We start from the raw sequence: 11,556 nt of genomic DNA, 5'->3' as shown, positions 1-11,556 counted from the left end.
GCACTTGCCGGCCCGCCCGGCGGCAAGTGCTTGTAAGGGCAGCGGAACTTGCTACAGATTTGATAGAATCCGCGCCAATTCTTCCCGGCCGGGGCTCTGGACCATCGAGCACCGGACCTATCCCAAACCAGGCGCCACCCGCGCCCAAGCAGAACGGAAGCGATCTCATGAGCACCAATATCCCTAGCGATCTGAAGTACGTGGCCAGCCACGAGTGGCTGCGCGTTGAAGCCGACGGCACCGTAACCGTGGGGATCACCGACCACGCACAAAGCCTGCTGGGCGACGTGGTATTCGTGGAAGTACCGGCCGTGGGCGCCAAGCTCGCTGCCGACGCCGGTGCCGGCGTGGTCGAGTCGGTCAAGTCCGCTTCCGACGTCTACGCCCCCATCGCTGGCGAGATCGTCGCCGTCAACGAAGCGCTGGCCGATGCGCCGGACACCGTGAACAGCGACCCCTATGGCGCCGGCTGGTTCTTCAAGATCAAGCCCGCCAACGCCGCCGACCTGGACGGCCTGATGGACGCCGCCGCCTACGGCAAGGAAATCGGGGCCTAAGCCCCTCCCCGCCCAACCGAGCGGGACCGTCTCCCCACCGGCCGCCACAAGCGGCCGGTTTGCCATTCCTGTATTTCGCCCCGTGCGATGAAACTCTAAGGGTCATACCATGACGCCGTTGTCTTCCCTCGAAAACCACAACGAATTCATCCATCGCCACATCGGTCCGGACGACGCCGAGATCGCCAGCATGCTGGCCACCGTCGGATCCGAGTCGCTGGACGGCCTGGTGAAGGACACCCTGCCGGCCGCCATCCTGGGCGGCACGCCGGTGGCCTTGCCCGATGCGGTTACCGAGGAAGCAGCACTGGCCGAGATCCGCGCCATCGCGGCCAAGAACGTCATCGCCCGCTCCTTCATCGGCATGGGCTACAACGAGACCATCACGCCCAAGGTCATCCTGCGCAATGTGATGGAGAACCCCGGCTGGTACACCGCCTACACCCCCTATCAGGCCGAGATCAGCCAGGGTCGTCTGCAGTGCCTGCTCAACTTCCAGCAGCTGGTGCTGGATCTGACCGGCATGGAGCTGGCCAACGCTTCGCTGCTCGATGAAGCCACCGCCGCTGCCGAAGCCATGGCCATGGCCCGCCGCGTCTCCAAGAGCCAGTCCAACCGCTTCTTCGTCGACCGCGACGCCCTGCCGCAGACCATAGACGTGATGAAGACCCGCGCCGTCGCCTTCGGCTGGGAACTGATCTACGGTACCGCCGCCGAGGCCAAGGACCACGAAGTCTTTGGTGCGCTGTTCCAGTACCCCAACGTGAACGGTGAGATCGCCGACCTCGAAGCCGCCATCGCCGCCGTCAAGGGCATGGGTGGCCTCGTGGCCCTGGCCACCGACCCGATGGCCCTGGTGCTCTTGAAGTCGCCGGCCAGCCTGGGCGCCGACGTGGCCCTGGGTTCGGCCCAGCGCTTTGGCGTGCCCATGGGCTTTGGCGGCCCGCACGCCGCCTTCTTCGCCACCAAGGACGAATACAAGCGCTCGGTGCCCGGCCGCATCATCGGCGTGTCGGTCGACAGCGCCGGCAACCCGGCCCTGCGCATGGCCCTGCAGACCCGCGAGCAGCACATCCGCCGCGAGAAGGCCAACTCCAACATCTGTACCTCGCAGGTGCTGCTGGCCAATATGGCCTCGCTGTACGCCGTCTACCACGGCCCGGTCGGCCTCAAGCGCATCGCTGACCGCATCCATCGCCTGACCGCCATCTTCGCCGAAGGCCTCAAGCGCGTCGGTGTGTCGGTACAGACCCGCACCTTCTTCGATACCGTGGTGGTCGACCTCGGCAGCAAGGCCCACGCCGCCTATGAGGCCGCCCAGGCCGCCGGCTACAACCTGCGCCATGTCTCCAGCAGCCAGCTGGGTGTTAGCTTTGGCGAGCGCGCCAGCCGCGCCGACGTGGTGGCGCTGTGGAAGGCACTGGTCGGTGACGCCGCCAAGGCCCTGGACGTGGAGCTGCTTGACCAGGAACGCGTCGCCGCCCTGCCGGCCGTCACCCTGCGTACCGACGCCATCCTGACCCACCCGGTGTTCAACGCCCACCATACCGAGACCGAGATGCTGCGCTTCATGAAGAAGCTGCAGAACAAGGACCTGGCGCTGGACCACGCCATGATCTCGCTGGGTTCGTGCACCATGAAGCTCAACGCCACCGCCGAGATGATCCCGGTGACCTGGCCCGAGTTCGGCGACATCCATCCCTTCGCACCCGCCACCCAGACCCGTGGCTACCTCGAGCTGGTCGAGGGCCTGAGCGAGCAGCTCAAGGCCATCACCGGCTTTGACGAGATCTGCATGCAGCCCAACTCGGGCGCCCAGGGCGAATACGCCGGCCTGTTGGCCATCCGCCGCTACCACGAGGCACGCGGCGAAGGCCATCGCAATATCTGCCTGATCCCGCAATCGGCGCACGGTACCAACCCTGCTACGGCGCAGATGATGTCCATGCAGGTGGTGGTGGTGGCCTGTGACGACAACGGCAACGTCAATGTCGACGACCTCAAGGCCAAGGCCGAGCAGCACTCCAAGAACCTGTCCTGCCTGATGATCACCTACCCGTCCACGCATGGCGTGTTCGAAGAGGCCATTCGCGATATCTGCGCGGTCATCCACAGCCACGGCGGCCAGGTCTATATGGACGGTGCCAACCTCAACGCCCTGGTGGCCCTGGTCAAGCCAGCCGAGATCGGTGCGGACGTCTCGCACATGAACCTGCACAAGACCTTCTGCATTCCGCACGGCGGCGGCGGCCCCGGCATGGGTCCGATCGGCCTGAAGGCTCACCTGGCGCCCTATATGGCCAACCACGTGGTCACCCCGATCGACGGCCCGCACCGCGGCCAGACCGCCGTGTCGGCTGCACCCTTCGGCTCGGCCTCCATCCTGCCCATCTCCTGGATGTATATCCGCATGATGGGTGGCAACGGCCTCAAGAAGGCGACCCAGGCAGCCCTGCTCAACGCCAACTACATGGCCAAGCAGCTGTCGGCCCACTACCCCATCCTCTATACCGGCAAGAACGGCCGCGTGGCACACGAGTGCATCGTCGACCTGCGCCCGCTCAAGGCAGCCTCCGGTGTGACCGAGGTGGATATCGCCAAGCGATTGATGGACTACGGCTTCCACGCCCCGACCATGAGCTTCCCGGTACCGGGTACCTTCATGGTCGAGCCGACCGAGTCCGAGTCCAAGGCCGAACTGGACCGCTTTATCGAAGCCATGGTCGCCATCCGCAAGGAGATCGACCAGGTCCAGGCCGGTACCTGGCCGGCCGACAACAACCCGCTGCGCAACGCCCCGCACACCCAGTTTGCGGTGGTTGGCCAATGGGAGCGCCCGTATGGCCGCGAGCTGGCGGCCTACCCGCTGGCCTGGGTGCGTGACAACAAGTTCTGGCCCAGTGTGGGTCGTATCGACGATGCCTACGGCGACCGCAATGTGGTCTGCTCCTGCCCCAGCATCGAGGCCTACAGCTAAGCTGCTAGTTGATGGAATACCCCGGCGGCAATGTGCTGCCGGGTGTAGTACCAGGCGATAAAAGCATGACAGACCCGGCTTAGGCCGGGTTTTGTCCACCGAGGAGGACCCGTCGATGAGCACCACCCTGCCCGCCATTTTGCAAGAACCCATCCAGGCCCTGCTGGATGAAGGCGATAAGCTGTTCGACAAGGGCAAGTTCGACGCCGCCCTGCAAAAATACGAAGAAGCCCGCGCCCTGCTGCCCTCTGACCTGGAACGCTGGGAGGCCAGCACCTGGGTACTCGCCGCCATCGGCGACGTCTGTTTCCTCAAGGGCGACCACCAGGCCGCCCAGGCTGCCATGCAGCTGGCCAGCAACTGTCCCGAGGGCGCCACCAACCCCTTTATCCAGCTGCGCCTGGGTCAGGCCGAGTTCGAGCTGGGCAAGCTCGATCAGGCGGTGATCGCCCTGAGCCTCGCCTTCGCCACCGGTGGCGAGGAGGTCTTCGAGGACGAGGATCCGAAGTATCGGGCCCAAGTCGTCAGGCCCTGAGCCCTGGCGAAGGGCCTTTAAGCGCGACCTGTTGTGAAGCACCCGGCCAAGCCGGGTGTTTTAGCTTTAGGTGGGCTGATGCAGGGCCTTCCCCTTTTATATCCCCCACTCCCCCCGCCCTCGCCATCGCGAGGGAGCCTCGCTGACGCTCGTCAGTGGCCCGTACTTGAACCCGGGTAATCTCCGAGGTGTCACGGTAACTTGCGCTGCTCGTTGGTTTGGCGGCTTTTGTAGGGCGGGTCATTGGACCCGCGCGGATCGCTTTCATAGAAGGCGCGAGGTCGCCATCGTTGGCGGCCTACCATTACCAAATAGGCATTCCCGCGCATTCCCATGCTGACCTACGCACTGTTACTGCTGGCCCTGGGCAAGATCGACCATCGTATGGCGCGGGCCTGGGATGCGCCCTTGGTGTTTGCCTTGGTGGTCGGGGGGATGGCGCTGGTGCAGGGGCGCGGGTGGGCGGTGCTGTGGCTCACGTCGCTGGCGGGTGGGCTGTCGTTCGGCTTGTTCTGGCTGCTGCGCCGCTATGGAGATCAGATCGCGCTGTGGCTGCTGATCCTGCTCTTGGGCACGCTGTTCTGTAGCTTCGTGCTGGCGGGCTTTCATATCGGACTGCGTTGAGTGCAAGGGCGGCTCAGGGCCGCCCTCCTGGCCTCAGGGTGCCTGCACCACTGTCAGCCACTGCTCATAGTCCACCGCCGACCAGTGCGCGCCGGCCGAGCGGGCGGCGACGGGGCGCAGGCCGGTGAGGATGGCGCTGACCTTGCAGCCGGCGGCAATGCCGGCGGCGATGCCCAGGGCGCTGTCTTCGTGCACCAGCGCCTCGGCCGGTTTTACGCCCAGCTTCTCGCAGGCCAAGAGGTAAGGATCGGGATGGGGCTTGCCGCGGGCCACGTCCTCGGCACCGACGATCACGTCAAAGCCCAGCGCCAAGTCGAGCTCGGCCAGGGTGAATTCGATATTGATCCAGGGCGCATTGGTCACCAGCGCGGTCTTGATGCCCTGCTGGCCCAGCCAGGCGCGATAGCGGGCAAAGCCGGCAATGGGTTCGAGCTTGCCGCGGGCCATATCGTGGAACAGCCGTTCCTTGGCCACGCCCAGGCGGTGGGCCTCCTCGTCGGCCACCTCGCGACCCAGCACCGCCCTGACCACGTCCACTGTCCGCCCCGGCGCCAGGCGCGGATCACCGGCGGCGACGTGGACGCCCAGTTCGTTGCGGGCAAACTCGCTCCAGGCGGCGTCGTGCAGGGGGGTGGTATCGGTGATGGTGCCGTCCATATCGAACAGCACGGCCTTGAAGGGGAATTCCATGGTGGGTCTCGGCGGATGAATGCCTGAGCCATTCTTACGAGTAACTCGCGATCCGGCAACTACATGCCGCATTGCAACAAAAAACCCGGTCTGGGCCGGGTTTTCGTCTCCCCTGCAAGCCGGGCGCTGACGAGCATCAGCGAGGCTCCCCCCTCGCAAGGAGGACGCCGTGGGTGTAAGCCCCTAAAGGGGCAACAACCACGCAGGCGCCTTAGGCGAGGGTGAGGGGAGTGGGGGAAAGTGAGCAAAGCGCGTTTCAGGTATCAGCTGTGGCTGAACACCCGGTTGCACCGGGTGCTGAGCCTAGGGTTGATGACCTGCTGGCCTATTTCTATTTCTTGAAGCGGCTTTCCGCAACGCGGTCGGCTTCTACGCTGGTGGAGACGCCTTCTGCATCGGCACGCTCGAACACCTCGGCCAGGGTCTCGCCGATCTTGCGTACATGGGCTTCCACTTCGCTTTCCGGCTTGTGCAGGTACTCGTAACAGACCTTGATGATGCCGCCGGCGTTGATCACGAAGTCCGGGGCGTACAGGATGCCCTTCTGGCGCAGCGCTTCGCCGATATCGGCGGTGGCCAGCTGGTTGTTGGCGGCACCGGCCACGATGCGGGCCTTGAGGCGGCCCAGGGTGTTCGGGTTCAGGGTCGCACCCAGCGCGCAAGGGGCGTAGATGTCGGCTTCCACGTCGTAGATCGAATCGACGGGCACGATCTGGGCGCCGAATTCGGCACGGGCGCGCTCCAGCGCGGCCTGGTCGATATCGGCCACCACCAGCTTGGCACCGGCTTCATGCAGGCGGCGGGCATAGTCGTAACCGACATGGCCCAGACCCTGCACGGCGACGACCAGGCCTTCCAGGCTGTCGCGCTTGAGGTGGTGCTTCACGGCCGCCTGGGCGCCCACAAAGCAGCCCAGTGCGGTAAAGGGGGACGGGTCGCCGGTCTCGCCCAGGCCGGCCACAAAGCGGGTCTTGCGCGAGACATTGGCCATATCGGCCGGGCTGGTGCCCACGTCTTCGGCGGTGATGTAACGGCCACCCAGACGCTCCAGCGCCTCGCCCAGCGCTTCGAACAGGGCGGGGGTCTTGTCGGTCTTGGGGTTGCCGATGATTACGCTCTTGCCACCGCCGATCGGCAGGCCGGCCACGGCGTTCTTGTAGGTCATGCCGCGCGACAGGCGCAGCACGTCGGTGATCGCTTCGCCTTCAGAGGCGTAGTTCCACATCCGGCAGCCGCCCATGGCGGGGCCCAGATTGGTGTTGTGCACGGCCAGGATGGCTTTGAGGCCGGACTTGGGCTCGGAAACGAAGACCACCTGCTCGTGATGGTCGAAGTTGGGTTCGCTGAAAACAAACGCGGTCATGGCTTTTGGCTCCGCACGGGTGCGCTCGTCTGCGGCAGACCGGTAGGCCTGGCGCGCGGCACGCAGCCCGCTCTGTGGCAAGGGTAGGGACGGGCAGACCGGGCGATGGCCCTGCCTGCCATGCTGGCCGGCGATTGTGTCGCCAGCCGGGGCGCATCCTATAGCGATTGCGAGCCAGGCGGTAGTGCGGGATAGCCCAGCTACAGGCTACGCCGACGGCCGGTTGCCGACCTTGGCGGTCATAGAGAGAGTGGGCGTGTATTCCGTGCTTTGACGAGCGTAGCGAGGTTCCCCGCCGGCGGAGCGGCTGCCAGAGTTCTTGGCGAGCTTGCGAGCCTAGAACCTGTGCGTGCAAAGCTGCGAGAGGGGTAAGGACTAGATCAGGGGCGCGTATTGTTTCAGGCTGAAATTATGATGAGCGCCCGGGTCTGCCGGGCGTTTGCACCGATGTCATCGATTTCCCAGTGTAGGAAAGATAGTCAGCGCCGGAATGTGCCGAGCAGGACCCCGGCACCGACAAAAGCGCCGCCCGAAAGCCGGTTGAACCAGCGCATACGGGTGCCCTGCCGCAGCCACTGCGCCAGCTTGGCGCCACCACCGGCATAGACGCACATCCAGCCGGTCTCGATCACGATAAAGCTCAAGAGCAGGATGCTGGCCTGCGGCGCCATCGGCTGGTGCGGGTCCAGGAACTGCGGGAAGAAGGCCACGCCAAAGAGGATGGCCTTGGGGTTGGACAACGCCACCAGCACGCCAATCCGAAAGCGCGCCCAGCCGCTGTCGGCATCCGGCCGGCCTTCGGTCTCTATGCTGCCGTCGGCCGCGCGCCAGGTCTTGATGCCCAGGTAGATCAGGTATACCGCACCGACGTACTTGATCAGCTCGAAGGCATGGCTGGAGGCCAAGAGCACCGCCCCCAGGCCACCCAGCGACACCGACAGGATCACCGCGAGGCCAGCCAACAGGCCCAGCATGGTGCTGAAGGTCTTGTCGAGGCCGTGGTGTATGCCGTGGGTCATGGCCAGCAGCATATTGGGCCCGGGTGTTCCTGATATCGCAAAAACGGCGGCGACATAGGCAAGCCATAGATTGAGTGACATGGGTTAGTTCCGGTGCAGGGTCAAATTACAGCGCCGCATTCACTATGCTAAAGCGCTCGCAGCCCGCCCTAACATGGCGTTACTCTGCCTCTGCGAATTTGAAGTGATGCGTTTCACTGGCACGAGAGAAAGTTGCGTGGTCTCCCTGAACAAATAGAGTCCACTCTTCCTGCTGTAATGGCTTTGTACAGGTAAAGGCTTTGGGGTTGAAAATGGCTGTGCAACAGCGGTGAGTCGTATCACGTACAGACTGATACCGAACCATGTCGATGGTCTTGTTTGCCCGCACTTGTCGACCAATCTGCCAAGTCGCCCGGTAGTCTGTCGGGTGCATCCATATGGAAGGGTCATCGTTGAAAGGCTCTAATCGAAGGTCAACCGCTGGGCCAGCAATGCTTACCTCAAACAACGTGCGCTGCACCGTTTGGCCAACCCCTTGCAGACCTGCGGATGCTTTTGCAAAACGGGTCTTCCAATACGCAGTCTCTGCTAGCGCTGTTTCTTTGTCGTCGGCGCAATAGAAAATTCCACAAGTGTGGGGTGCGCCGAATCGGGTCCCACTCGCGCTTGCCGCGTAGCGAAAAGGGCTATACAGCAGGTAGTGCAGGTCGCCAACCTGCACTCCTGCGGGCACTGGGGGTTTCGCAGTCTCGAGGAACTCTTCAAGCAACGACTGCTGTTCAGGGTCGCCACCCACCAGACTCAGGGTGGCAACCTTTTGCTGCGACTCTACGGACCGCCAAGCATTGCATTCTACGGTGCAGTTAGCAGCGACCACGGTAGTCGTCCAAGTAGGCGCGGACTTGATGCAGTCCGGCCTGCCGCAGCATCATTGTCAGCGGTACGTCACCCAAATCATCGTTGTGTGACTTCAACCATGCCTTCATGTGATCCAAGTTACTTCCCAAGATCGAAGCGAGTGAACGGTAGATCAGGATGAACGTTGCTGCCGTATCAGTCACATGGTGGCGCGCATCGATAGTCAGGGTTCCTGCCTTGTAACGACTCACCGAGGACTCAGAGACCCCAAGAATCGTTGCCAGCTCCGTTTGTTTGACTTCAAGCTGCCGTGCAGCTTCCACTAGGGCCTTCGTTACTACTTCAGCTTTCGTTGCCTTATGAACAGTTGCAGTATTCATGGCACCTCCTTGTTTTCGCATGTAGAAAAAGCGACCTAGTGGCCGCTTGTTTCTGCTGACATCTTATCAATTATTTCTTGCGCTACGCAATTTTTTGACGTTATTTTTTGTAATTATTTGACGAGATCGTAAAGAGCAGTTTCACCATCAGTTCAACGGCTTGATGCGCCATCTTCAAGTGCTTTCTATGTGCAGCACATTGTTAGGACACTTTATCTAGCTCTTTGTTCTGTTTGCGTATCCTAGGTAGCGAGGCACCACGCGGTGTGATTCCTATCCAGGTTCAGCCTGCCCTTAACGAGGTGTTGCTGCAGACATGCTGGGGTGTGCCGGAGATAAAGAAGACTGCGGTGAGGTAGGCCAGCCAGAGGTTCAAAGACATGAGGTGGGATCCTGGGAGGTGCACAAAAAGCAGCAGCGCCCATGCTAGCAGCGTGGCCCGGTCAGGCAAATGGCCGGTTTTATCGTAAGCTCGGCGGCTCCCATCGCAAGCGCCCTGCCCCATGCGAGCACCGAACACTAAGGTGTGGCCTGTCCATCTCACCCTGACAGGAGCCACCCGTATGCAAGTCCAAGCCCTACTTGCCTGTGCCGCCGTCGCGGCCGCCTGCAACCTCACCCTGGCCGCAGCCGAGCAGACCGGCACGCCGCCGGGTTGGACCGCCACCCCCAATGTCGGCAGCCAGTACCAGCTGGCCTACGAGCCGCAGATCGGCGCCTACTGCGTGTACAGCCTGGCCGAGCCCGGCAAGGCGGTGGGCGGCTTCAGCCAGACCATTGCGGCGGCGCCCTACCACGGCAAGAACGTGGTGTTCTCTGCCGAGGTGCGTGAAGAAGGCCTCGAGGGGAGTGCCGAACTGTTCCTGCGCAGCCAGGCCGGTGGCACCGGTCGTTCCGGTGCCGGCTGGCGCAATGCGGCGGAATGGAGCCGAGTACAGGTGCAGATCGGTGCGCCGCTGTCCGACAAGGTCGAGACGCTGGACTTCGGCATCCTGCTGCAGGGCAAGGGCCGCATCTGCCTGCGCAACGCCCAGCTGGAGGGTACCGTGGCCAAGCCGGCCAAGGCCGACAATATGCCGCTGCATAACGAGGTCGCCATCGCCGCGCCCAAGCCGGCGGCCGATAATCTTGCCGTGCGGCCATGAACGCCCCGCACCCGCTGGCGCCCTATAGCCACGCCTACGCCGGCCGGGCGGCCCTGTGCGCGCTGCTGGCACTGCTGCTCTGGCTGGCTTGGCGCTCGGGCTTTGCGGCCGACCTGGCCGGTGCGCTGGCGGCCTACGCCGTGGCGGTCAGCCTCTTGGCCGGCCTGCCGCGCAGCCTCAGGGATGCCGGGCTGATCCTGGCCGTGTTGCTGCTGCTGGCGCTGGGCATGACGGCCGGCGGCTGGCTGACGGACCTGCTACGCACGGTCGGCAAACTGCCACCCCGCCCTTATGGCCTGCCTACCGCGCTGCCCATGGCCATCATCTGGCCCCTGCTCCTGCCCGGCATCGTGCGGCGCCAGCTGGCCTGGCGCGAGGCGCAGGCGCTGGCCCGCCAGGCCGAGCGGCATGCTGCCGAACGTACCCTGCTGGAAGCTCGCCTCGCAGCCCTGCAAGGGCAGATCGAGCCGCACTTCCTGTTCAATACCCTGGCCAATGTGCAGTACCTGCTGCGGCACGATGCCGACCGGGCCGAGCGCATGCTGGAGCGGCTCAACGCCTATCTGCGCGCCGCCCTGCCCGAGCTCAGGCAGGCCGAGAGCACGCTGGGCCAGGAGCTGGAGCGGCTGGAGGCTTACCTCGACATCATGCAGATACGCATGGGCGCGCGGCTGGCCTACCAGCTCGACTGCCCGAACGAATTGCGGGACGCCGCGCTGCCTACCTTGACCCTGGCCACCCTGGTTGAGAACGCGCTCAAGCATGGCCTGGAGCCCAAGCCCGGTGGCGGCTGCATCGTGGTCAGCGCGACGCGCGTCGGGCAGCAGTTGCAGCTCAGCGTGGAGGACGACGGTGTAGGCTTCAGTGAAGCCGGCGCCAGCCAGGGTAGCGGCGTGGGCCTGCGCAATCTGCGCGAGCGGCTGGCCGCTTTGTTCGGCACCGAGGCCGAACTGATCCTGGAGGCCCGCCCCGCGGGCGGGGTGAGGGCCAGCTTGCATCTACCCTTGCAAGGGAGAGGAGAGACCGCATGCGCGTGACCGCGCTGATTGCCGAAGATGAGCCGCTGCTGCGGCTGCAGCTCAAGGAGGCGCTGGCGCAGGCATGGCCGGCGCTGGAGATCGTGGCCGAGGCCGAGGATGGCGACGCCGCCCTGGCGGCACTGGCTCAGCAGCGGCCGGACATTGCCTTTCTCGATATCCGCATGCCCGGCGCCAACGGCCTGGAGGTCGCGCGGGCTGCTTCCGGCCGCTGCCATGTGGTCTTTCTGACCGCCTACGATGAACATGCCCTGGCGGCCTTCGATGCCGGCGCGGTGGACTATCTGCTCAAGCCCCTGCAAGCCGGCCGCCTCGCTGTGGCGGTGGCGCGCCTGCAGCAAAGGCTGGCCCAGCCGCCGGCCGACCTGCGCGCCCTCCTGGCCAGCCTG

General features: G+C 64.3%; 12 protein-coding genes. 7 read left to right on the top strand and 5 right to left on the bottom strand.

The window, feature by feature from the left end; genetic code table 11:
* The first annotated feature begins 167 nt into the window (after nt 1-167).
* The 4 genes from gcvH to VIM95_RS05280 all read left to right on the top strand — a co-directional run bounded on the left by gcvH (nt 168) and on the right by VIM95_RS05280 (nt 4,693).
* A complete protein-coding gene (gene gcvH, locus VIM95_RS05295; protein WP_331983769.1) occupies nt 168-557 on the top strand; it encodes a glycine cleavage system protein GcvH in 390 nt (129 codons plus the stop codon).
* A gap of 109 nt (nt 558-666) precedes the next feature.
* Entirely contained in the window at nt 667-3,534 is a 2,868-nt protein-coding gene (gene gcvP, locus VIM95_RS05290) for an aminomethyl-transferring glycine dehydrogenase (protein ID WP_331983767.1), read from the top strand.
* Nucleotides 3,535-3,649: 115 nt separating this feature from the next.
* The gene (locus tag VIM95_RS05285; protein ID WP_331983765.1) at nt 3,650-4,069 is read left to right on the top strand and encodes a tetratricopeptide repeat protein; all 420 of its coding nucleotides are present in this window, start codon (nt 3,650-3,652) and stop codon (nt 4,067-4,069) included.
* A 333-nt stretch (nt 4,070-4,402) separates the two neighbouring features.
* The gene (locus tag VIM95_RS05280) at nt 4,403-4,693 is read left to right on the top strand and encodes a hypothetical protein (protein ID WP_331983763.1); all 291 of its coding nucleotides are present in this window, start codon (nt 4,403-4,405) and stop codon (nt 4,691-4,693) included.
* A gap of 33 nt (nt 4,694-4,726) precedes the next feature.
* Here VIM95_RS05280 and VIM95_RS05275 read toward each other — a convergent pair whose 3' ends face one another.
* The 5 genes from VIM95_RS05275 to VIM95_RS05260 all read right to left on the bottom strand — a co-directional run bounded on the left by VIM95_RS05275 (nt 4,727) and on the right by VIM95_RS05260 (nt 8,985).
* Complete coding sequence (locus VIM95_RS05275; RefSeq protein WP_331983761.1) at nt 4,727-5,383, bottom strand: HAD-IA family hydrolase; 657 nt, start codon at nt 5,381-5,383, stop codon at nt 4,727-4,729.
* Nucleotides 5,384-5,714: 331 nt separating this feature from the next.
* Nucleotides 5,715-6,746 carry a Glu/Leu/Phe/Val family dehydrogenase gene (locus VIM95_RS05270; protein WP_331983759.1) on the bottom strand — a complete coding sequence of 344 codons (1,032 nt, stop codon included), beginning with the start codon at nt 6,744-6,746 and terminating at the stop codon, nt 5,715-5,717.
* Between the two features lie 479 nt (nt 6,747-7,225).
* Nucleotides 7,226-7,846: a LysE family translocator gene (locus tag VIM95_RS05265; protein WP_331983757.1), complete on the bottom strand. Its 621-nt coding sequence runs from the start codon at nt 7,844-7,846 to the stop codon at nt 7,226-7,228.
* Between the two features lie 79 nt (nt 7,847-7,925).
* Nucleotides 7,926-8,468 carry an RES family NAD+ phosphorylase gene (locus VIM95_RS23350; protein ID WP_414648479.1) on the bottom strand — a complete coding sequence of 181 codons (543 nt, stop codon included), beginning with the start codon at nt 8,466-8,468 and terminating at the stop codon, nt 7,926-7,928.
* A 142-nt stretch (nt 8,469-8,610) separates the two neighbouring features.
* Nucleotides 8,611-8,985, bottom strand: a complete 375-nt coding sequence (locus tag VIM95_RS05260) for an MbcA/ParS/Xre antitoxin family protein (RefSeq protein WP_331983755.1) — start codon at nt 8,983-8,985, stop codon at nt 8,611-8,613.
* A 563-nt stretch (nt 8,986-9,548) separates the two neighbouring features.
* On the opposite strand from VIM95_RS05260, the gene VIM95_RS05255 reads away from it, so the two are divergent.
* The 3 genes from VIM95_RS05255 to VIM95_RS05245 all read left to right on the top strand — a co-directional run.
* Nucleotides 9,549-10,130, top strand: a complete 582-nt coding sequence (locus VIM95_RS05255) for a hypothetical protein (RefSeq protein WP_331983753.1) — start codon at nt 9,549-9,551, stop codon at nt 10,128-10,130.
* Nucleotides 10,127-11,167 carry a sensor histidine kinase gene (locus VIM95_RS05250; RefSeq protein ID WP_331983751.1) on the top strand — a complete coding sequence of 347 codons (1,041 nt, stop codon included), beginning with the start codon at nt 10,127-10,129 and terminating at the stop codon, nt 11,165-11,167. The genes VIM95_RS05255 and VIM95_RS05250 overlap by 4 nt, the downstream gene beginning before the upstream one ends.
* Nucleotides 11,158-11,556, top strand: a 399-nt coding sequence (locus tag VIM95_RS05245) for a LytR/AlgR family response regulator transcription factor (RefSeq protein WP_331983749.1), incomplete at its 3' end; no start/stop codon positions are given. The genes VIM95_RS05250 and VIM95_RS05245, both read left to right, overlap by 10 nt.

Origin of the sequence: Chitinimonas sp., assembly GCF_036568685.1 — a bacterium.
Lineage (GTDB): Bacteria > Pseudomonadota > Gammaproteobacteria > Burkholderiales > Chitinimonadaceae > Chitinimonas.
The sequence above is the reverse complement of the archived record's forward strand: the minus strand, read 5'-3'. Positions and strand labels throughout refer to the sequence as shown.

Excerpts from the sequence above, each read along its gene's own strand:
- VIM95_RS05255 (WP_331983753.1), top strand. The coding sequence starts at position 9,549 with ATGCAAGTCCAAGCCCTACTTGCCTGTGCCGCCGTCGCGGCCGCCTGC.
- VIM95_RS05275 (WP_331983761.1), bottom strand. The coding sequence starts at position 5,383 with ATGGAATTCCCCTTCAAGGCCGTGCTGTTCGATATGGACGGCACCATC.
- VIM95_RS05260 (WP_331983755.1), bottom strand. The coding sequence starts at position 8,985 with ATGAATACTGCAACTGTTCATAAGGCAACGAAAGCTGAAGTAGTAACG.
- VIM95_RS05280 (WP_331983763.1), top strand. The coding sequence starts at position 4,403 with ATGCTGACCTACGCACTGTTACTGCTGGCCCTGGGCAAGATCGACCAT.
- VIM95_RS05265 (WP_331983757.1), bottom strand. The coding sequence starts at position 7,846 with ATGTCACTCAATCTATGGCTTGCCTATGTCGCCGCCGTTTTTGCGATA.
- VIM95_RS05250 (WP_331983751.1), top strand. The coding sequence starts at position 10,127 with ATGAACGCCCCGCACCCGCTGGCGCCCTATAGCCACGCCTACGCCGGC.
- gcvP (WP_331983767.1), top strand. The coding sequence starts at position 667 with ATGACGCCGTTGTCTTCCCTCGAAAACCACAACGAATTCATCCATCGC.
- VIM95_RS05270 (WP_331983759.1), bottom strand. The coding sequence starts at position 6,746 with ATGACCGCGTTTGTTTTCAGCGAACCCAACTTCGACCATCACGAGCAG.
- gcvH (WP_331983769.1), top strand. The coding sequence starts at position 168 with ATGAGCACCAATATCCCTAGCGATCTGAAGTACGTGGCCAGCCACGAG.
- VIM95_RS05285 (WP_331983765.1), top strand. The coding sequence starts at position 3,650 with ATGAGCACCACCCTGCCCGCCATTTTGCAAGAACCCATCCAGGCCCTG.